Source organism: Pseudomonas sp. RIT288, assembly GCF_000631985.1.
In the GTDB taxonomy this organism is placed as follows: Bacteria; Pseudomonadota; Gammaproteobacteria; order Pseudomonadales; family Pseudomonadaceae; genus Aquipseudomonas.
In genome coordinates this window covers 1-20264 of record NZ_JFYN01000006.1, presented here as the reverse complement: position 1 = coordinate 20264, position 20264 = coordinate 1, and the positions used below count along the sequence as shown (strand labels likewise).

The 20264-nt window shown below is 60.1% G+C and carries 25 protein-coding genes; 9 read left to right on the top strand and 16 right to left on the bottom strand.

What is annotated here, in order from left to right; genetic code table 11:
• The first annotated feature begins 177 nt into the window (after positions 1-177).
• Positions 178-906, top strand: a complete 729-nt coding sequence (locus tag BW33_RS07355; RefSeq protein WP_047598064.1) for a class I SAM-dependent methyltransferase — start codon at positions 178-180, stop codon at positions 904-906.
• A gap of 125 nt (positions 907-1031) precedes the next feature.
• Here the strand turns inward: BW33_RS07355 and tam are convergent, their stop codons facing one another.
• Positions 1032-1802: a trans-aconitate 2-methyltransferase gene (gene tam, locus BW33_RS07350; RefSeq protein ID WP_047598061.1), complete on the bottom strand. Its 771-nt coding sequence runs from the start codon at positions 1800-1802 to the stop codon at positions 1032-1034.
• A 374-nt stretch (positions 1803-2176) separates the two neighbouring features.
• On the opposite strand from tam, the gene BW33_RS07345 reads away from it, so the two are divergent.
• From BW33_RS07345 to BW33_RS07335, 3 genes are all read left to right on the top strand, one after another.
• Positions 2177-2680: an inclusion body family protein gene (locus BW33_RS07345; protein WP_008076892.1), complete on the top strand. Its 504-nt coding sequence runs from the start codon at positions 2177-2179 to the stop codon at positions 2678-2680.
• Between the two features lie 125 nt (positions 2681-2805).
• A complete protein-coding gene (locus tag BW33_RS07340; RefSeq protein ID WP_047598059.1) occupies positions 2806-3345 on the top strand; it encodes an AidA/PixA family protein in 540 nt (179 codons plus the stop codon).
• Positions 3346-3465: 120 nt separating this feature from the next.
• Positions 3466-3876 carry a low affinity iron permease family protein gene (locus BW33_RS07335; RefSeq protein ID WP_047598058.1) on the top strand — a complete coding sequence of 137 codons (411 nt, stop codon included), beginning with the start codon at positions 3466-3468 and terminating at the stop codon, positions 3874-3876.
• Positions 3877-3976: 100 nt separating this feature from the next.
• On the opposite strand, the gene BW33_RS07330 is transcribed toward BW33_RS07335, so the two are convergent.
• The 8 genes from BW33_RS07330 to BW33_RS07300 form a co-directional block, all read right to left on the bottom strand.
• Positions 3977-4480 (bottom strand): DUF4142 domain-containing protein, encoded by a 504-nt coding sequence (locus BW33_RS07330; protein WP_047598056.1) that lies wholly within the window; start codon positions 4478-4480, stop codon positions 3977-3979.
• Positions 4481-4555: 75 nt separating this feature from the next.
• Entirely contained in the window at positions 4556-4714 is a 159-nt protein-coding gene (locus BW33_RS28325; RefSeq protein WP_003222499.1) for a KGG domain-containing protein, read from the bottom strand.
• A gap of 118 nt (positions 4715-4832) precedes the next feature.
• Positions 4833-6182, bottom strand: a complete 1350-nt coding sequence (locus BW33_RS07325) for a sensor domain-containing protein (protein ID WP_047598055.1) — start codon at positions 6180-6182, stop codon at positions 4833-4835.
• Between the two features lie 79 nt (positions 6183-6261).
• A complete protein-coding gene (locus BW33_RS07320) occupies positions 6262-6900 on the bottom strand; it encodes a LysE family translocator (RefSeq protein WP_047598054.1) in 639 nt (212 codons plus the stop codon).
• 60 nt (positions 6901-6960) lie between these two features.
• On the bottom strand, positions 6961-7377 hold the full coding sequence (fos, locus tag BW33_RS07315; protein ID WP_047598053.1) for a fosfomycin resistance glutathione transferase: 417 nt from the start codon (positions 7375-7377) through the stop codon (positions 6961-6963).
• Positions 7378-7380: 3 nt separating this feature from the next.
• Positions 7381-8097 (bottom strand): hypothetical protein, encoded by a 717-nt coding sequence (locus BW33_RS07310; RefSeq protein WP_047598052.1) that lies wholly within the window; start codon positions 8095-8097, stop codon positions 7381-7383.
• Positions 8098-8134: 37 nt separating this feature from the next.
• A complete protein-coding gene (locus BW33_RS07305) occupies positions 8135-8869 on the bottom strand; it encodes a hypothetical protein (RefSeq protein ID WP_047598051.1) in 735 nt (244 codons plus the stop codon).
• Between the two features lie 22 nt (positions 8870-8891).
• Entirely contained in the window at positions 8892-9803 is a 912-nt protein-coding gene (locus BW33_RS07300) for a LysR substrate-binding domain-containing protein (RefSeq protein WP_177327467.1), read from the bottom strand.
• A gap of 77 nt (positions 9804-9880) precedes the next feature.
• Here BW33_RS07300 and BW33_RS07295 point away from each other — a divergent pair, with 77 nt between their 5' ends.
• Positions 9881-10369 carry a DMT family transporter gene (locus BW33_RS07295; protein ID WP_047598049.1) on the top strand — a complete coding sequence of 163 codons (489 nt, stop codon included), beginning with the start codon at positions 9881-9883 and terminating at the stop codon, positions 10367-10369.
• 149 nt (positions 10370-10518) lie between these two features.
• Here BW33_RS07295 and yiaY read toward each other — a convergent pair whose 3' ends face one another.
• Positions 10519-11667 (bottom strand): L-threonine dehydrogenase, encoded by a 1149-nt coding sequence (gene yiaY, locus BW33_RS07290; protein WP_047598048.1) that lies wholly within the window; start codon positions 11665-11667, stop codon positions 10519-10521.
• Positions 11668-11821: 154 nt separating this feature from the next.
• On the opposite strand from yiaY, the gene BW33_RS07285 reads away from it, so the two are divergent.
• Entirely contained in the window at positions 11822-12841 is a 1020-nt protein-coding gene (locus tag BW33_RS07285; protein ID WP_047598047.1) for a DUF4917 family protein, read from the top strand.
• 87 nt (positions 12842-12928) lie between these two features.
• On the opposite strand, the gene BW33_RS07280 is transcribed toward BW33_RS07285, so the two are convergent.
• A complete protein-coding gene (locus BW33_RS07280) occupies positions 12929-13471 on the bottom strand; it encodes a helix-turn-helix domain-containing protein (protein ID WP_047598046.1) in 543 nt (180 codons plus the stop codon).
• A 106-nt stretch (positions 13472-13577) separates the two neighbouring features.
• Between BW33_RS07280 and BW33_RS07275 the strand changes: the two genes are divergently transcribed.
• Positions 13578-14360: an aldolase gene (locus BW33_RS07275; protein ID WP_047598045.1), complete on the top strand. Its 783-nt coding sequence runs from the start codon at positions 13578-13580 to the stop codon at positions 14358-14360.
• A 22-nt stretch (positions 14361-14382) separates the two neighbouring features.
• Entirely contained in the window at positions 14383-15264 is an 882-nt protein-coding gene (locus tag BW33_RS07270) for a dihydrodipicolinate synthase family protein (protein WP_177327468.1), read from the top strand.
• 104 nt (positions 15265-15368) lie between these two features.
• Here the strand turns inward: BW33_RS07270 and BW33_RS07265 are convergent, their stop codons facing one another.
• The 3 genes from BW33_RS07265 to BW33_RS07255 all read right to left on the bottom strand — a co-directional run bounded on the left by BW33_RS07265 (position 15369) and on the right by BW33_RS07255 (position 16808).
• Positions 15369-15713, bottom strand: coding sequence for a YegP family protein (locus BW33_RS07265; protein ID WP_047598042.1), 345 nt, complete (start codon positions 15711-15713; stop codon positions 15369-15371).
• A 194-nt stretch (positions 15714-15907) separates the two neighbouring features.
• Positions 15908-16213, bottom strand: coding sequence for a ribbon-helix-helix domain-containing protein (locus BW33_RS07260; RefSeq protein ID WP_047598040.1), 306 nt, complete (start codon positions 16211-16213; stop codon positions 15908-15910).
• 13 nt (positions 16214-16226) lie between these two features.
• Positions 16227-16808 carry a DJ-1/PfpI family protein gene (locus tag BW33_RS07255; RefSeq protein WP_047598039.1) on the bottom strand — a complete coding sequence of 194 codons (582 nt, stop codon included), beginning with the start codon at positions 16806-16808 and terminating at the stop codon, positions 16227-16229.
• Between the two features lie 280 nt (positions 16809-17088).
• Here BW33_RS07255 and BW33_RS07250 point away from each other — a divergent pair, with 280 nt between their 5' ends.
• The gene (locus BW33_RS07250) at positions 17089-17994 is read left to right on the top strand and encodes a DMT family transporter (protein ID WP_047598038.1); all 906 of its coding nucleotides are present in this window, start codon (positions 17089-17091) and stop codon (positions 17992-17994) included.
• A 65-nt stretch (positions 17995-18059) separates the two neighbouring features.
• Here BW33_RS07250 and BW33_RS07245 read toward each other — a convergent pair whose 3' ends face one another.
• Together BW33_RS07245 and BW33_RS07240 are read right to left on the bottom strand one after the other, a co-directional pair.
• Positions 18060-19286 carry a class I SAM-dependent methyltransferase gene (locus tag BW33_RS07245; RefSeq protein ID WP_047598037.1) on the bottom strand — a complete coding sequence of 409 codons (1227 nt, stop codon included), beginning with the start codon at positions 19284-19286 and terminating at the stop codon, positions 18060-18062.
• A 270-nt stretch (positions 19287-19556) separates the two neighbouring features.
• Positions 19557-20174 (bottom strand): TPM domain-containing protein, encoded by a 618-nt coding sequence (locus BW33_RS07240; RefSeq protein ID WP_047598035.1) that lies wholly within the window; start codon positions 20172-20174, stop codon positions 19557-19559.
• Positions 20175-20264: the final 90 nt, after the last annotated feature.

The window sequence follows — 20264 nt, the reverse complement described above, 5'->3', positions numbered from 1 at the left end:
TACAGATCCACAACACACCCACGGTTCTCACCGTCCCCACGACCCGCTAGCATTTCCCCATCACCCACCATCCCTCCCCCTGCGCGGCCATCGACGAATACGCGTTCTCACTTTCGAGGGACTCCATGGCGCGGCCACTGTGCCGCTGATGACCGAACTCAAAAGAGCACTTCCCCCATGACGCAAAATATTTACGACGATCCTGAGTTTTTCCAGGGTTACAGCCAGATGAACCGCTCCATCGGCGGCCTCGATGCCGCGCCGGAGTGGCCGGCACTCAAGGCTTTGCTGCCATCGATGCACGACTTGAATGTGGTCGACCTCGGCTGCGGCTATGGCTGGTTCAGCCGCTGGGCCAGTGAACACGGCGCCGCCAATGTGCTGGGGCTGGATGTCTCGGAAAAGATGCTCGAGCGCGCGCGCGAAACCACCGCGGCGGCGAACATCCGCTATGAACGCGCCGATCTTGAACACCTCGACCTGCCGGCCTGCAGTTTCGATCTGGCCTACAGTTCGCTGGCGCTGCACTACATCAAGGATCTGCAGGGGCTTTTCGCTCGTCTGTACGCGGCGCTGAAACCGGGTTCGCATTTTGTGTTCTCCATCGAGCACCCGATCTTCATGGCCCCGCGCAATCCAGGCTGGCTGGTCGACAGTGATGGTCGCAAGCGCTGGCCGCTGGACAGTTATCAAATGGAAGGCGAGCGGGTGACTCACTGGCTGGCCGACGGGGTGATCAAGCAGCACCGCACGATTGGCACGCTGTTGAATTCGTTGATCGCGGCGGGCTTTGCCATTCGCCATCTCAACGAATGGGGGCCAAGCGATGCAGAGGTGGCCGCGCAACCGGCGCTGGCTGAAGAGCGGGAGCGGCCGATGATGATGTTGGTGGGGGTGCAGCGCTAACTCGCGGCATATACATTGTGGCGAGAGAGCTTGCTCCCGCTGGGGCGCGAAGAGCCCCGAAGATCTTGGGCCTGCTTCGCAGTCCAGCGGGAGCAAGCTCCCTCGCCACAGAATTGCTGTTTGCCTTACCGAGTCGCGACGATAAACAACCGAGGGAACGGCAACAGCACCGAACCGTCCGGTAACGCCGGATATGCCTCGGCAACCGCCGCCAGATAATGCTGCAGGTATTGCGCCCGCTCCTCTTCTGTCAGCGGGTTCAAAAACGGAATCAAGCCACTGCCCTTGAACCACTCCACCACCCCCGCTGCCCCGCCCGACAGTTGATGGTGATAGGTCGTGCGCCACACATCGACCCGTGAACAGTACGGACGCAACATCGAGAAGTAATCGCTGGCACTGGCCATCTCGGTGCGCTGCCCCGCGGCGCCGGCGAGTTTCGCTGCCCATGGGCCTTTGGCGGCGACTTCACGCATCAGTCGATGGGAAGGCTCGTTGAGGTTGTCCGGCATCTGGATCGCCAGACTGCCACCGTCCGAAAGCTTACCCGCCAACGCCGGCAGCAACGTCGCGTGATCCGGCACCCACTGCAACACGGCATTGGCGAAGATCACATCGAACGGCCCTCGATCCGCCCAACTATCGATTTCCGCGACCTCGAACTGCAACTGCGGCAGGCGCTTGCGCGCCGCGGCAATCATGTCTGCCGAACTGTCCAGTCCACGGACCTGCGCCTGCTCAAAACGCTGCACCAGCAGCTCGGTGGAGTTACCTGGGCCGCAACCGATATCGACCACCGATCGCGCCTGAACCGTGGGAATCGCCGCCAGCAGATCACGGGCCGGGCGGGTGCGTTCATCTTCAAAAGCGACGTATTGTCTGGCGGACCAACTCATTGCGTTCTCCTGTCGGGACATTCCAGCGGTTCGTCACGATACAGGCAGCGCTGCGCGCAGTTCCAGAGCGACTCATTGCAAACGGTTTCAGGCAGCGACCAGCTTATCGCCAATTCATCGATATCTATGTATTTCTCGACCGTCCGTCGAGCCATCTACAAGCGTTTTTGACAGCTAAAGAATCCTACCTATAGTCAATTTGCGGCAGTCGGAAGGAACCCGATCACACAGAATCTCGTGCAAGGAGCACGGCCTGCCCGTCCCTCATGACCGAAGGGTTCCCCCAGTAGTGTGCTCGCAAAAGCCATACGGCAAGCAAGCGTCGTCGTGCCTGGATTGCAGTCCGACGTTCACTATGAAAAAGGAGCATCACCATGTCTCGAGTTACGGATATTCTGGTTTCCATCGACACTGAAACCATTCTGAAAAAGTATCCCAACATCAGCAAGGATCCGAAGAATCCCACGCTGATCGACTGGCATCATGTGTACATGGTCACCAACCAGGACAACGTCGTCAGTGGCCAGGCCGGTGGTGAACTGGACCTCAAGGCGCAGGTCGGCGATCTGATCCGCTGGCGTGAAACCAGCCTGTCGCAGAGCTTCGAACAGGCGGTAATTTTCTACAAATTCATCGGCAACGCGGGGGCCGACCTGATCTCCCCACCCTCACCGCGCAAGGCCACGGCGTGCGTTGCAGTGCCAAACCGAGAAAATCCATCCGTACCGAGCTGCCAGAAAGTCGACAACCATTACTGGTCATCCGAGACCCTGGATTGCGGCCGTGTGACCTATCACTTCCACTTCCTGATCGTCGACCGCAACTGCCAGATCATCGGCTGCTGCTCGTGGGACCCGTTCATCTCCATCCACAACTGACGATGTAGCGAGCCCCTTGGCAACGAGGGGCTCCACCGATCCGCTGCCGCCCCGGCCGGAACAGGATGTCTTGCCTTGACCGATGCGGCCGCCAGCTTGTAGCGACGTCATGAAAGGAATCCATGATGACTTCCGAACCGATCACATCCCCTTCCTCCACCGTCGACAGCGCGCAGAATGTGTTGCTGATCGTCGATGCCGAATCTCTGCTTGCGCACTATCCAGCACCCGGCCTGGATCCGGCCACCCCTACAGACATTGCCGATGGATTTATCTTTTTAGCCACGGGTAATAACTCAACAGAAACAGTTACAAATGACAGCAATACTAAAGTCTTGGTCGTGATGGGCCGTGACGTTCACTTTCGCGTCAGAAGCGTCAGCCTGATCGCCGAACACAGCGTGGTCGCCTACCGCCTGACCGTCGATAACAGCAGCGTACTTTCTGCCCCGCAACTGCAAGTTCACACCGGCCTCACCGTCCCCGCGCCCAACCCTGAATCGCCGTCCTTACCAGGAAGCCACAAGGCAGACGACCATTTCTGGACATGCACCCCGAAAACACCCGGCACCGCCCAGTGCGCATTGGGTTTCATGCTGGTCAATCAGCAGTGCGAAGTGGCGGGTTTCTTTCAGTGGGAGGTTGAGGCCCAAGTGACGTCCTGAGCCTATGTCAATCGAAGCCGGTCGCAAGACCGGTTTTTCAGGGGCATGCCTGCAAAAAACAGAATTTTCGCAACGCCGTCACTGTCTGAAATTCAGGCAACCCCAATAAGGAACACCGCAATGAAATTCGCGAAAATCTCCCAGACCCTGGCCCTCTGGGCCGGTAGCCCGAAAACCTTCATGGGCGCATTGATCCTGATTTTTCTGTGGGGTTTGAGCGGGCCGATTTTTGATTTCAATGACACCTGGCAACTGATCATCAACACCTCGACCACGATCATCACCTTTCTGATGGTGTTCCTGATCCAGAACACGCAGAACCGTGATACCGACATCCTGCATCTGAAGCTTGATGAGTTATTGCGGGTGAACAAGGAAGCGCAGAACGCGATGCTCGGGCTGGAGTCGCTGGATCTCAAACAACTCGAGGCGCTGCGCAAGCATTACCGCAGCCTGGGCGAGAGTGAGGTGTTCAACCTTGAGGGGCTGGGGGAGAAGAGCAAGCCGAAGCAGGATTTGAATGACTGCTAAGTAAAGTTAAAAAAATCAAAAGATCGCAGCCTGCGGCAGCTCCTACACCGTTCCATGTAGGAGCTGCCGCAGGCTGCGATCTTTTGATTTGCAGGTGGTATCAGCGACTGGCCTGCAGCGCTCGCGCCATTTCGAGATGGCTTTGCAGCTTTGGCAATGTCTCGTCGGCAAATGCCTTGATTTCCGGCACGTCGGTAGACTGCGCTTCCTGCTGAATCTGCTGGATGGCCTCTTCGGTCGCTTTCACCTGACTCGCGGCGTAGGCCTGGTCGAAGGTTTCCCCGTCCTTGACCTGCGGGATCATGGTCTTGGCCTTGTCGGCGATTTCTTCACGGGGAGCGACCGGCAGATCGAGTTTCTTCGCGATCTTCGCCAGATGCTGGTTGGCCGTGGTGCGGTCATTGATCACAACGATGGTGTAATCCTTGACCTCTTTGGATTCGGATTTCTGGTGCGCCAGACGGCTGGCCTCGATGTCGGCCATGCCTTTGGCGGACGCATCGTTGATGAAGTCGGCAGGCGACTGGGCGAATGCTGTGCCCGCGAACAATCCCAACAGCGTGGCAAAACTGAAACAACGTATCTGGGTGGCCATCCGGCTCATGGTCGCGCCCTCCTCTCTCTGCAAATTCAAGCGGGAGCTTGCGCCCCCGCCTCTCAATCAAAACTACCTCACCGACTACTTCGATTTCTGAGCTGGTTTGCGGCCCATTTCGGTTTTCGCAGGCTCTTTGTCGACCGTCGTGGTGGTGGTTTTCCCACCTTTGCGACCGGCTTCAGAGGCCTTCGTTCGATCGTTGGCGAAGTTTCCCGAGTTCGAGTTTCTTGAATTAGGCATGATTCTCTTCCTCTTGGTGTTGATCGTTGGCGAGCAGGTGCCCGCCTGGATTGAGAATTGCCGAACTGCCAAAGGTTTAGAAAAGTTGCCCGCGCCGCGACGAACGGCGCGCACTGTTTCAGCCATCTACCGCCCGATGATTGAGGCGTTTGGCGGCGTACATTGCCTGGTCGGCATGCCGGAACAGCTGCTGCTCCTCGCTGCCATGTTCGGGATAACGGGCCGCGCCGATACTCGGTTCGATGTGCAGGTTGTGACCGTCCAGGCGCATCGGCTGCATCAGCACCTGGCGAATTTTTCCGGCCACGCTGTCGGCGTCTTCAGCGGCGTGAACGCTGTGCAACAGCACCACGAATTCGTCGCCACCTATGCGCGCCACGGTATCGGTATCGCGTACGCAGCCCTTGAGCCGACTCGCCACCGTTTGCAGCAGCATGTCGCCGACCGCATGGCCAAAGGTGTCGTTGACCTGTTTGAAGCGATCCAGATCGACGTACAGCAGCGCCATGTTTCCCGAGGTTTCGCGGGCAGCGGCCAGCGCAGCCTTGAGGCGCTCTTTGAGCAAGCCGCGATTGGGCAACTGGGTCAGTTGATCGTACTGCGCCATGCGTTTGAGCCGCGCGTGCAGCTGCTGGCGCTCGATGGCGGTGGCGACTTGGGCGCAGACGTATTGCAGCAGTTCCTTGTCCTGTTCGGTGTAACGCTCGCCGCCCGGCAGACTTTTGACGATCAGCGCACCGATGGTGCCGTTCTTCGAGTTCAGCGGCACACCGAGCCAGCAGGGTGAGTCCTCCCCCGCCACCAGCGCCGCAAAGTCGGGCGAGGCGTCGGGACTGTCCGGCGTCAGCAGAATCGGCTGACCGCTGCGGATGACCTCCGTACACAAACGCCCGGTGACGGTGCCCGGTTGCTCGGGCTGCAATTCGTGATCGTCGACGTGATAAGGAAAATTCAGCTGCGCACAGTGCTCGTCGTACAGTGCCACGGAGAAATTCAGCGCCGGCAACCACTCGCCGATGATCAGGTGGATGCGCTTGAACAGCGCCAGCAAGTCTTCGGCGACATGCGCCGCTTCGGAAATCGCATACAGCGCAGCCTGACGCGATTCCGCCTGCTTGCGCTCGGTGATGTCGCGGGCAACGGCGATGCGCAGCTGATCGACCTCCGACCAGCGCGCCGACCAGAGGATGTTCACAATGCGGCCATCCTTGCCCACGTAACGGTTTTCAAAATTGTGCTTGGGTTCGCCGCCCATGATGTCGCGGGCGGCGGCGAGGGTGCGCTGGCGGTCTGCGGGATGCACCAGTTCGATCATTGACCGGCCGATCAACTCGTCAGGCGTATAACCGAAAATACGCTCGCAGGCGGCACTGACAAAAACGAAACGGCCCTGTCTGTCCACTGCACAGACGGCATCCAGCAACAGGTCCATATAACTCGCCAACGGCGCGGAATTTCGGCTTTCCATGGTTCAGCGTGGGTGTCCGGACAATGCAGCACTGTTCAACCATCCCTGACCCTTTGTTCACGCATCCCTGCACACAACTTCAAGCCTTGTTCGGCAGCAATCCCGGTAGTGCGTGCATCAGTGCGTTGATCGCAAAACCGATGAACATTACCCCGCACAGTCGGGTGATCATCAGCTCGTGACGCTGATACAGCGTGCGTACCCCTCGGGCGCCAACAACGCCGATCAAGATAGCGTAAGCCAGCAACCCGCCGAAGAAGCTCAGGGCGATCAACGCCGGCAGCATCGACCAGTTGAGCAGTTCGGCGCGACTCGACAGCAGCGCGGTAAACGTCGCGACCGCCACCGGATAAGCCTTGGGATTGGTCAGGCCGAACAGGATGCCGTGCCAGAACGGCTGACGCGCTGCGCCCTGTGGCTGATCAGCGCTGCGCCGCTTGGCCCGCACTGCACGCCAGCCGAGCCAGAACAGGTACAAACCGCTGAGCACACCCAGCACATCGAACGCGGTGCTGCCGATCTCGCGGGCACCGACGATGGCGATCAGCGCGGTGCTGCACCAGACCACATCGCCAAGCAAATGCCCACAAAGAAACCCGGCCCCGGCCCGTCGCCCATGTGCCGCACCGATGCCGAACACCGCCAGAACGCCTGGCCCGGGCGTGATGCCGTAAATGAAACCCGAGGCCAGAACGGCCATTAGCAGCGATGGAGTCATGAAAAACCTGCTGGCGCCAGTACAAATGATGGCCAGTCTATATCAGCCCGCAACGCCTGATCACGGCGCGTCGTAAAATCGCATGCCCGAGTACGGTTTCAACCGACACGCTGCCAGTCGAGAAGCCAGATCGCCGACGTGAGCCTCAAGCTTGTGGCCATCAGGATCGAGAAAGTAGAACGACGCACCTTCGCTGCGGTTGTCACGCCACTCCCGCACGTTCGCCACTTTTAGCTTCTGCACGAACGACGAAAAATCCGCCTCGGCCAGACTGAACGCGTAATGCGTGTAGTCGACGGACGGCTCGCCGCTGCGCTGTGCGTCCAGCGACAGACACACCCACAAACCCGGCAGCGACAGATAGGCACCGGCGTCCCACGTGGCTTCGACGCGCAGACCTAGCACATCGCGATAGAACGCGAGACTTCGCGGCAAATCACTGACGGCAAGGGTCAGGTGGTTGAGACCGGTGAGCATGGGTCAGTAACCTCGGAGATCTTCAGGGACGTTGTACTGCTGGCCATCGTAAATCAGGGTGATCTGCTTTTTCTTCAGCTCGGTGTTTGTCGAAACGCACTGATTGCCGGACTTGTTGTTTTTCATTTTGCTGCCACTGGTGGTGACGATCAGATCGGCGAAACCATTGTGACTCGTTGGAGCGATCTCGAGCGTCCGGCGGATTTTTTTGCGGTAGCCCTCGCAGTCATTCACGAACTCACCGTTGTTCTTGAACACCACCAGCCCCTCAAGCACCGGGCGCAGGCTGTCACCCTCGCGCACATACAGCGCCAGATCGGTTTTCTCGTAGGGCATGGCCTGAGAACTGTGCACGAATTTCGCTCGCAGCCCAAAAGCGCGGATGTCCGGCGTCAATCGGTAGCGCGCCGTGTCGATGCGTACATCATCCAGGCGCACGGCATCGGAGTTGTAGGCGCCCGGCTTACGGTAGGTGGCGATGGGTTTGGCGTTACTCGCATTGAGGAGCGCCAGATCCAGATCGAACGCCCCGGCATCGTCGCCAGCGGAATCGGCAAGATAGGTGGACTTGACCGAAATCGCCTGACTCGGGAACGCCGGCCAGACATTGCAGCGCGACATGGATTTGCCGTCGAAACTCTTGGTGGTGCAGGCGGCGTGGGCCTGGGTGGTGATGGCCAGCAAACCGAGGGCGATCAGGAGTCTGGTGGGGTTGAGCATGGTTCTTCCTTGATAGGTGTCGTGTTTGGCGGGCGGCTTACAGGCCTTGGAAACCGTTTGGCAAAACGTAGGATTTTCCGTCGTAGTGCAGAGTGGTCAGCACGGGTTTATTGTTCGTGGTCTTCATTTCGCAATTGTCTGGCGGCCCCTCGCCACTCACGCCGGTGGTGACCGATTTCACGATCAGGTCGGCAAATCCGTGAGAGCTGGTTTTGCCTATTTCGATCGTGCTGACAGTGGTCGCACGTTCGCCCGCGCAATTGCCATCCCATTCGCCGCTGAAGCGGTAAACCAGCATCCGATCCAGTACCGGACGCAGTTTGCCGCCTTCTTTCACATAGAGCGACAGCTGGGTTTCATCCAGAGGGTTGACGCGCGAGGAGCCTTTGAAAACGGCCCGGACGCCAAAGGCACGAAGGTCAGAAGTGAGTTTGTAGCGCGCCGTGTCCAGTTCCAGGCTCTCCAGCGCGAAGGCGTCAGTCTGGAATGCGGACGGTCGATGAAAGGTAGCGAGCGGTTTCAAGTTCTCGGCTGACGACACGGATAAATCCAGATCGTAAGTGCCGATTCTGTCGCCATGGGCGTACACCGGATCCGGTTCAAATTTTGCTATCGCATTGATCGTCAGGGCCGGATCGACAGGCCAATCCTTGCAGACAGAAAAATCCCACTGTCCTGTCACCGCTGACGGCGTGCACTCGGCGAACACCTGCCCTGCCATCAACCATCCACTCAGGGCCACCCAGCCGATCCATCCAGACTTCACTGTCACATTCCACTCCTTGATAACGTTTTCAGCCGCGCACTATCCCCTCCTCAATCCGGTGATTCAACCAGTTCAACGCCTGATCCGCCCCCCGCCGCTTGTGCCACGCCAGTACAAAGGTGAACGGCGCAATCTCGAACGGTGGCGGCAGCACAATCAATTCCTGCTGATCGATCTCGCGCACGCTGCGCGACGAAACGGTGAGAATCAAATCCGTACCACTGATCAACTGCGGCGCGACGTTCCAGTGCGGCAGGCTGATGGCAACGCGGCGGCGTTCGCGCAATGAGGTCAGCGCCCGTTCGATTTCCGGGGTACCGCTGCCGCGCATTTCCAGCAGAACGTGCGGGCGCGACAGATAGGTCGGCAAATCCAGTACGCCGTTGGCCGGCAAGCTGCGACGATCCAGCAGGCACACATAGCGCTCTTCGAACAGCACGCTGCTGCGCAATTCGTTGGGCATTTCCGGGAACACCCCGGCGGCCAAATCGATGTCACCGTTGAGCACACCCTCCAGCATGCCCTCGCGGCTGGCATGACTGATCTGCAGATCGATGCCCGGCGCCTCGTGGCGCAAGATGCGGATCAGCCCGGGCAGGATGATGGCCGCGCCATAGTCGGACATCGCCACGCGAAAGGTCCGCCGCGCAGTGGCCGGATCGAAAGTGTTCGGCGCCAGCAGCGACTGCACCTGGGCCAACGCTTCGGCCAGTGGCGCAACCAGTTCCAGCGCCCGCGCCGTCGGCACCAGGGTCGAGCCGGCGCGCACCAGCAGCGGATCGCCGAGCAAGTCGCGCAGACGCGCCAGCGCATGGCTGACCGCCGGTTGACTCAGGTGCAGCCGCTCGGCGGCGCGGGTGACGTGTTGCTCGCTGAGCAAGGCGTCGAGGACCACCAGCAGGTTGAGATCGATACGGCGCAGATCATTCATCTTGTGCATGTTCTGGATGACAAAACGGAATTTAAATCTGCGCGACGAATACTCTAGAGTCCAGCAAAACCTGTTGGAGAGTGATCATGAGTACATTGCAGTGGACCGGTTTGTTGCTGCTGGCCGCGTTTGCCGGGGCGGTGGTGCCGTTTCAAAGTGCGATCAACAGCAATCTGGCGCGCGGGCTCGGCCATCCGCTATGGGCAACCTTGGCCTCATTGCTGGTGAGTGTCTTGGTGCTGTTGCCGGTGATTCTGGCGTTGCGCCTGCCGCTGCCGTCGCTGGGGTTTATCAGCAAGGCACCGTTGTGGATGTGGGCTGGCGGTGCGTTCGGCGTGTGTTTTGTGGCGCTGGCGGTGATGTTGTTGCCAAGGCTTGGCGCGTCGGGATTTGTTGCGCTGGCGTTGGCAGGGCAGGTGATTGCGTCGATGCTGCTCGATCACTTCGGGCTGTTCGGGCTGGTGGAAAAACAACTGACGGTGTCGCGCGTGCTGGGGGCGTTGTTGCTGATTGGCGGGGTGGTGTTGATTCAGTTTGGTGGGGCGACGAGCAGGAATCTGGCACCTGCCGGTTAATCCAGAGGTTATTCGATGTCTGGAAGACAGTCATCGCGAGCAGGCTCACTCCTACAGTTGAAATGCGTTCCCCTGTAGGAGTGAGCCTGCTCGCGATGGCGTCAGAAGTGGCGCGAAAAACTTCGGAACGTGTCGAGGCTGTACCCTGCTCAAAACGCGTTACGGAAAATCTCCTCGATCTGCCGCTGATCCGCCGCCCGTGGGTTGGTCAGGCCGCATGCATCTTTCAGCGCGTTGGTGGCGAGCACCGGAATGTCGCTGAGCTTGGCGCCGAGTTCACGCAGACCGCCGGGAATGTCGACGTCCCTGGCCAGGCAACGGATCGCGTTGATCGCCGCCTGAGCGCCCTCTTCCGGGCTGAAACCACGAATGTCCGCGCCCATGGCGTGGGCGACGTCGGTCAGACGTTCGGCACAGACCAACGCGTTGAAGGTCTGCACATGCGGCAGCAACACGGCGTTGCACACGCCATGGGGCAAGTCGTAGAAACCGCCCAACTGGTGGGCCATCGCATGCACGTAGCCGAGCGATGCGTTGTTGAACGCCATGCCGGCGAGGAACTGCGCGTAAGCCATGTTCTCCCGCGCCGCAAGGTCGCTGCCGACACGCACGGCCAGGCGCAGGTTGTTGCTGATCAGGGTCATGGCCTTCAGCGCGCAGGCGTCAGTGATCGGGTTGGCCGCAGTCGAAACGTAGGCTTCGATGGCGTGGGTCAGCGCGTCCATGCCGGTGGCGGCAGTCAGGCTTTTCGGCATGGCGACCATCAGGGCCGGGTCGTTGACCGACAGCAGCGGCGTGACGTTGCGATCGACGATGGCCATTTTCACGTGGCGCGATTCGTCGGTGATGATGCAGAAACGGGTCATCTCACTGGCAGTGCCGGCGGTGGTATTGATGGCGATCAGCGGCAACTGCGGCTTGCTCGATTGATCGACGCCTTCGTAGTCGCGGATCTGCCCGCCGTTGGTCGCACACAGGGCAATGCCCTTGGCGCAGTCATGGGGCGAACCGCCGCCCAGCGATACCACGAAATCGCAGCGACTTTCCTTGAGCAGCCCCAGCCCGGACTCGACGTTGGCAATGCTCGGGTTCGGCTTGGCGCCATCGAAGATCACCGAATCGATGTCCTGCATCGCCAGTTTCTCGGCGACCATGGTCGCCACGCCCGCCTTGGCCAGCCCCGCGTCGGTGACGATCAGCGCCTTGCGAAAGCCGTAGTTGCGGATCGCAACCATGGCTTCGTCGAGGCATCCGTTGCCCATGATGTTTACGGCCGGAATAAAAAAGGTGCTGCTCATGCGCGTCTCCTGGACTGGGGCCGAATCGACTGCTCCGATACGGCGGATGTGCACAGGATCGACCGATCGGTCACCACCGATGTTGATCTGGCTCAATGCCCGCTCGTGATAAAGTCGCCGTCCATCCGCCCTTTGTTTTGAGACTGCCCACGCAATGACCGATTTTCTGGACGTCGATGCCACCCTCGAAGACTGGAGCGCACTGCGCGCCACCGCCGACTTCAACGGTCTGCTGGTGGGCAATGGCGCCAGCCGCGCGGTGTGGGATGATTTCGGCTACGACTCGCTGTTCGAAAACGCGCGCACCGTGGAAGAGAAACCGCTGAGCCCGTCGGAACTGAGCGTGTTCGATGCAATGCAGACGCGCAGCTTCGAGCAGGTACTCGGCGCGCTGAAAACCACCAGCCGGGTCAACAAGGCGTTGGCCGTCAGCTCGGCCGCACCGCGCAATCGCTACTACGCGATCAAGGAAGCGCTGATCAATACCGTGCACGCGGTACACATTCCATGGCGCCTGGTGCAAGCCTCGACCCTGGCCTCGCTCAATGAAGAGCTGGCGCGGTATCGCACGGTGTTCACCACCAATTACGACCTGCTCAGCTACTGGGCGATCCAGCATCGCAGCGAGGCCATCGACGACCTGTTCAATGGCCCCGACGCCAGTTTTGATCTGAGCGCCAGCGCCAGCGCCAAACCGCGTCTGCTGTACCTGCACGGCGGTCTGCACCTGGTGCGCAATCAGGACGGCACCGCGCGCAAACTGACCTCGACCGAGGGCACCCTGCTCGGCAGTTTCGCAATCAACAACACGATCAAGACGCTCGACGACGTGCCGCTGTTCGTCAACGAAGGGCCGAGCGCGGACAAGCTCAAGACCATCCGCAGTTCGGATTATCTGTCGTTCTGTCATGAGCAGTTATTGGGGCACGCGCAGAACCTGTGCATCTTCGGTCATGCTTTGGGCGAGCAGGATGCTCACATCGTGAGGGCGCTGCGCCTGGCGAAACCGGCGAGCGTGGCGATCTCGATTTATCCGCGCAGTGCGGCGTTCATCCAGCATCAGAAACGGCATTACGCGAAGGTGTTCGAGGGCACCGGGGTTGCGTTGCGGTTTTTTGATGCGAAGACGCATGCGTTGGGCAATCCGAAGCTTTCGGTGCCCGTCGAGGTTTAAAGCAAGACCAAAAGATCGCAGCCTGCGGCAGCTCCTACAGAGATCAGTGTAGGAGCTGCCGAAGGCTGCGATCTTTTGATTTTTGCTTCATTCTTCGCTGCTGTGCACCACCACCAGCAACTGCGCCTGCACCTCGCCCACCGACCTGATCCGGTGCGGCTTCTGCGCGTTGAAATGCAGCGCATCGCCTCGTTCCAGCAGCACCCGCTCGCTCATGAAATCCACTTCCACCTGCCCTTCGTGGACGAACAGAAACTCCTCGCCCAAATGCTCCTTGAAGGTCTTGTCGGTGAACTCGCTCGGCGGGTAGATGATGAACGGCAGCAGGTTGCGTTCGCTGACCTGATGCGCCAGCACCGCATACCCCGGGCTCTGATCGTTGGCCGCCAGTGACTGGCGTTCGTGGCTGCGCACCAGGCTGTAGCTGTCGAGGCTGACGTTGTCTTCGGAGAACAGTTCCTCGACCTTCACGTTCAGCGCCTTCGCCAGTTTCAGTGCGGCAGCGATCGACGGGGTGTTCAGCCCACGCTCGACTTTCGACAGATAACTCTTGGTCATTCCGGATTTTTCAGCCAGAGCCTCAAGCGTTACGCCAAGTTTTTTTCTCAACAATTTCAAACGGATAGACATGCGCAGCAGTTATTCCATCAAGGAAACGACGATTTATGCTTGCTTATGACACTTTGTGTCATATAGGCTTTTTAGTGTCATTTGCAATCACCCAAAGGACACAGACATGGCCAAGACATTAGCACTACCCAAAGCGCAACTGGTCAAGCAAGCGCTGACCCAGATGCAAAACACCCTGGCGGATAATACGTGGACTGACCGGCAAAAGCTGGCGCTGACCTGCCGGATCCTGTTCGAGAGCGGTCATGACTCCGGTCTGGCCGGGCAGATCACCGCTCGCGGCCCACAACCGGGGACCTATTACACTCAGCAACTGGGCCTGGGTTTCGATGAAATCACTGCGAGCAATCTGCTGCTGGTCAACGAAGACCTGGAAGTGCTCGAAGGCCACGGCATGGCCAACCCGGCCAACCGTTTCCACAGCTGGGTGTACCGCGCCCGGCCAGACGTGAACTGCATCATCCACACTCACCCGACGCACATTGCCGCGCTGTCGATGCTGGAAGTGCCGCTGCAGATTTCCCACATGGACCTGTGTCCGCTGTACGACGACTGCGCGTTTCTCGAAGGCTGGCCGGGCGTGCCGGTGGGTAACGAAGAAGGCGAACTGATCGCCGGTGCGCTGGGCGACAAGCGTGCAATCCTACTCTCGCACCACGGCCAGTTATCGACCGGCAGCACGATCGAAGAAGCCTGTGTCATCGCCCAACTGATCGAGCGCGCCGCCAGACTGCAGTTGCTGGCGATGGCCGCCGGTACGATCAAGCCGATCATTCCGGCGCTGGGGCGCGAGGCCCATGACTGGGTGTCGAAACCCAAACGCCACGCCGCCGCCTTCAACTACTACGCCCGGCAGAACCTGCGCCAACACGCCGATTGCCTGAACTGATTTCAGCTTTTTCCGGAGACTCATCATGTCCAACATTCACGGCATCATCGGCTACACCATCACCCCGTTCGGCGCCCATGGCGAAGGCCTGAACCTGCCGGCGCTCGGCCAATCGATCGATCGCCTGATCGACAGCGGCGTCCACGCCATCGCCCCGCTGGGCAGCACCGGCGAAGGCGCCTACCTGAGCGACGCCGAGTGGGATCAGGTCGCCGAGTTCAGCATCAAACACGTGGCCAAACGGGTGCCGACCATCGTCAGCGTGTCCGACCTGACCACCGCCAAAGCCGTACGCCGCGCACGCTTCGCCGAAGCCCACGGCGCCGACGTGGTGATGGTGCTGCCAGCGTCTTACTGGAAGCTGACTGAAGCGGAAATCCTCGCTCACTACCGCGCCATCGGCGACAGCATCGGCGTGCCGATCATGCTCTACAACAACCCGGCCACCAGCGGCACCGACATGTCAGTCGAGCTGATTCTGCGCATCGTCAATGGCGTGGAAAACGTGACCATGGTCAAGGAGAGCACCGGCGACATTCAGCGCATGCACAAGCTGCAATTGCTCGGTGAAGGTCAGGTGCCGTTCTACAACGGCTGCAATCCGCTGGCACTGGAGGCGTTTGCCGCCGGGGCCAGGGGGTGGTGCACCGCAGCGCCGAACCTGATCCCGCAGCTGAATCTGGATCTGTATACGGCTGCGCTGGCCGGTGATCTGCAGCGGGCGCGTGAGTTGTTCTACCGCCAGTTGCCGCTGCTGGACTTCATCCTCAAGGGCGGTTTGCCGGCGACGATCAAGGCTGGATTGCGTGAAACCGGGCTGGAAGTCGGCGCTCCACGACTACCGGTGTTCCCGTTGAGCGAGGCGGGACAAACGCAGCTGCAAACCATCCTGAAAACCCTGTAGGAGCTGTCGAGTGAAACGAGGCTGCGATCCTTTGATCCTGATCTTTACAATCAAGATCAAAAGATCGCAGCGTGCCGCTGCTCCTACAGAGGGATGTGCGGGACTCAGAGCACCGGCAAGGTCTTGTCCTTGATCACTTTGCTCGGCCCATTGGCCTTGACGCTGGCGATACCTTTGGCACACGCGGCGTCGTTGGAATAGGACTCGCTGCTGCCGATTATCTGGTGGTTGGCGGCCTTCAGGTTGAAGTAAGGATGGCCATCCCTGGTGGTCTTCTTCTCGTAGCGTTCATCCAGCGGGCTGTTGGTCTGCACCGAAGCAATGCCGTTGTCGGCAGCCGCGCGGGTGGTGTAGAGCTCGCTGGTGAGAATGGTTTCGGCGTTGGCGGCCTTCAGCACAAACCTGAACTGGCCGTTGCTGCTTTTGCTCACTTCGTACCATCCGGACATACTCGTTTCTCCTTGGCGGTTGAGAGGTTTCGCGCTTCAGAGTAAAGACCAGCCCAAGACTTCTGTCGCCTGTACCGGCCCCATCGCCAGCAGGCTGGCTCCTACAGTAGATACCGGGTGTTCACAGGTTTTGTGTTCACTGGAGATCTACTGTGGGAGCGAGCCTGCTCGCGAAGGCGTCACCCCGGTGTTGGCTATTTCACCACCGCCCGCACCACCGACAACTGCGGCTCCGCCACCCGCCGCTGACTCAAATACCGCGTGCAACTCACCCGCAAAAACGAGGCAAAATTCACCACCTCCCCGCGATAATCCATTACCTCTTCATACAGCTTGGCGATCAGTTGATTGGTGGTCATGCCATCGACTTCGGCGATTTCGCTGAGGATGTCCCAGAACTGGTTTTCCAGGCGCAGCGTCGTCACCACGCCGCAGATGCGCAGCGAGCGCGAGCGGGATTCGTAGAGAATCGGGTCGGCCTTGACGTAGAGCTCGCACATCGGCGAATCCTCGTTACAGGGTGATCTTGGTGCCAAGCAGGCCGAGGAAACCGGCCAGCCAGTTCGGGTGCGCCGGCCAGGCTGGCGCAGTTGCCAGATTGCCCTGAACGTGGCCGTCGGTCACCGGGATATCGATGAACGTGCCACCGGCCAGCCGCACTTCCGGGGCGCAGGCCGGATAGGCGCTGCATTCGCGCCCTTCGAGAACGCCCGCTGCCGCCAACAGCTGCGCGCCGTGGCAAACCGCAGCGATCGGCTTTCCAGCCTTGTCGAAAGCGCGCACCAGTTCCAGGATTTTTTCGTTCAGGCGCAGGTATTCCGGCGCACGACCTCCGGGGATCAACAGCGCGTCGTAATCGGCCTCGGCGACTTTGGCGAAATCAAAGTTGAGGGCGAACAGGTGACCGGGTTTCTCGCTGTAAGTCTGGTCGCCTTCGAAGTCATGGATCGCGGTGCGCACGGTCTTGCCCGCCGCCTTGTCCGGGCACACGGCGTGCACGGTGTGACCAACCATTTGCAGGGCCTGGAACGGCACCATCACTTCGTAGTCTTCGACATAATCGCCGACCAGCATCAGGATTTTTTTCGCAGCCATGGACAGGACTCCTCTGGGAATGGGCTTGCAGGAGTATTCAAGGTAGACCTTATCCGTTGGGGCAGGTAACAACCGGCTACTACCTCGAAGACCGCGTTATCGTTCTTCGCGAGCAGGCTCACTCCTACAGGGGAATGCATTCCAATTGTAGGAGTGAGCCTGCTCGCGATAGCGTCCGCAAACTGTACGCCTAAGTCTGTGCCTAGCTGTAACAGCCAGAAGTCCACGGTTTATGGCTTGATGAAGGTCGTTCTCTGCCACCTTCAATTTCGGTCTTCCTATGTCCTCGCGCGAAAACACCGGCATGGCCCTCGGTCTGCTCGGGGTTGTGATTTTCAGCCTCACCCTGCCCTTCACCCGGATTGTGGTGCAGGAACTGCATCCGCTGCTCAACGGCCTCGGCCGTGCGCTGTTCGCGGCGATTCCTGCGGCGGCGCTGTTGCTCTGGCGACGCGAGAAGTGGCCGAGCTGGCAGCAGATCAAAGGCCTGAGCCTGGTGATCGCCGGGGTGATTCTCGGCTTCCCGGTGCTGTCGGCGTGGGCCATGCAGACCTTGCCAGCGTCCCATGGCGCGCTGGTCAACGGGTTGCAGCCGCTGTGCGTGGCGCTGTATGCCGCCTGGCTGTCCCACGAGCGTCCTTCGAAAGCCTTCTGGGCCTGCGCCGCACTGGGCAGTGCGCTGGTGCTCGGCTATGCGTTGTACACCGGCGCCGGGAGCATTCAGGCCGGTGACTTGTTGATGCTCGGCGCGATTGCCGTGGGCGGTCTGGGTTATGCCGAGGGTGGCCGGTTGGCCAGGGAAATGGGCGGCTGGCAGGTGATCTGCTGGGCGCTGGTGCTGTCGACGCCGCTGCTGATCGGCCCGGTGCTGTACCTGGCGCTGCAGCATCACGGCGCGGTGTCAGCCAAGACCTGGTGGGCGTTCGGCTACGTGGCACTGTTCTCGCAGTTTCTCGGTTTCTTCGCCTGGTACGCCGGGCTGGCGATGGGCGGGATCGCGCGGGTCAGTCAGATCCAGTTGCTGCAGATTTTCTTCACCATCGCGTTTTCGGCGCTGTTCTTTGGTGAACATGTCGAGCCGATCACCTGGGTGTTTGCCTGCGGGGTGATTGCCACTGTGATGCTCGGGCGCAAGACCGCCATCAAACCCCATGTGGAAGCGAGCCTGCTCGCGAAGGGGCCATAACAGCCAGCATCATCCGTGGCTGGCAGTCCGCCTTCGCGAGCAGGCTCGCTCCCACAAGGTCCAGGTCAGGCGAGGAAGCCGTCGGCGCGCAGCAGGGTTTCCAGGCAGTGCTCGCTGATGTTGTAGAACGCCTTCAACTGCGCAATCTTCACCAATAGCTGAGCCGGATCCACCGGCTCGGCGCGTTTCACCGCGAGAATCATCTTGTTCTTGTTGGTGTGTTCCAGCGAGATGAACTCGAACACTTTGGTCTCGTAACCGCAGGCTTCGAGGAACAGCGCGCGCAGGCTGTCAGTGACCATTTCGGCCTGTTGGCCCAGGTGCAGACCGTATTGCAGCATCGGCTTGAGCAGCGCCGGGCTCTGGATCTGCAGGCGGATCTGTTTGTGGCAGCACGGCGAGCACATGATGATCGACGCGCCCGAGCGGATGCCGGTGTGGATCGCGTAGTCGGTGGCGATGTCGCAGGCATGCAGGGCGATCATCACGTCCAGTTCGCTCGGCGCCACGCTGCGCACGTCACCGCACTTGAACACCAGCCCCGGGTGCTCCAACTTCGCCGCGGCGGCGTTGCACAGGTTGACCATCTCTTCGCGCAACTCGACGCCGGTGACTTCGCCTTCGGCCTTGAGCGTGTTGCGCAGGTAATCGTGGATGGCGAACGTCAGGTAGCCCTTGCCCGAACCGAAATCAGCAACCCGCACCGGTTTGTCCAGCGCCAGCGGTGACGAGGTCAGGGCGTGACTGAAGACTTCGATGAACTTGTTGATCTGCTTCCACTTGCGCGACATCGCCGGGATCAGCTCATGCTGCGCGTTGGTCACGCCCAGATCCTTGAGGAACGGCCGGTTCAAGTCCAGAAAACGGTTTTTCTCACGGTTGTGCTCGGCGGACGGCGCTTCACGCAATTGCTGAGGTTTGCTCTTGAACAGTGAACTCTTGCCCTTTTTGTTGTATTCGAGCTGGGCTTCGTCGGTCACGGTCAGCAGATGCGCATTCTTGAACGCGGCCGGCAACAGCTCGGCAATCACCGCCACGCCTTCGCTCAGCGGCAGATTCTTGGTGATGTCGCGGGTCTTGTAGCGATAGACGAACGACAGGTTTGGCTGCGCCTTGACCGTCACCGCTTTGATGATGATCCGCTGCAGCTCCGCCTCTTCCCCCACGTACTTGGCCAGCACCAGCTTGATGAAGCCGTTCTGTTCGAGGCTGGTTTGCAGCAGCTCGATGAACTGGGCGTGATGATCGGGCGCCGATTTGGCGGACGGCGCGGATGGGGCGGTAACGGACATGAACAAGCGGCCTCGGGCGGGGCGAAATCGGGAATGGCGGGTATTTTAGGGGGGATAGGGGTTGGGGACACGTCCTTATTTACCCAACGGCACAAGAACCCAGTACACCGGGGCTTCTGTGGCGAGGGAGCTTGCTCCCGCTCGGCTGCGCAGCAGTCGTTAAAACAGACGATTACTAACCAGACAAACCGCGTTAACCGGGTTCAGGGCCGCTTCGCGCCCCAGCGGGAGCAAGCTCCCTCGCCACAGGGGATGACTGCGGCCAGAGAGTCAACCCAACACAATCAACCGATTGGGCAATTCATTGCGTACCTGCGTCACTGGCACATGCACCTTGAGCAATTCTCCACAGGCCTCGATGCAGGTGACAAATCCCTCAAGCGTGCGCCCCTGCCGTACTTGCTCGGTGAACGCGGCGACAATCGCGTCCCAGCTCTTGTTGTCCAGCCGCCGGGAAATCCCCTCGTCCACCAGAATCTCCACGTAGCGTTCGGCCTCGCAGACAAAGATCAGCATCCCGGTGCTGCCGACGGTGTGGTGCAGGTTCTGTTCGAGAAACTGTCGCCGCGCCAGATTCGATGCCCGCCAGTGCCGCACCCGGCGCGGGATCAGATGGGTGGTGACTTTCGGCAAGCGAAACAGCAGGCACAGGACGATGAACAGTCCCCACTGCACCAGCAACAGGCTGTGCATCGTCAGCCAGCCAGTCAGGTAATGGACGATACCCGGTACCAGCAGCGCCAGCAGGCTGGCCCACAGCAGCGGAATGTACGCGTAGTCATCGGCGCGGGCCGCCAGCACGGTGACCAGTTCGGCGTCGGTGTCGCGCTCGACCCGGGCAATCGCCTCGGCGACTTTGCGTTGTTCGTGTTCAGTCAGTAATGCCATGTCGAAAAGTGCCTGATCATTATTGTTGTGTGTTCACCAGCCGCCGGACGAACCGCCGCCACCGAAACTGCCCCCGCCGCCGCTGAAGCC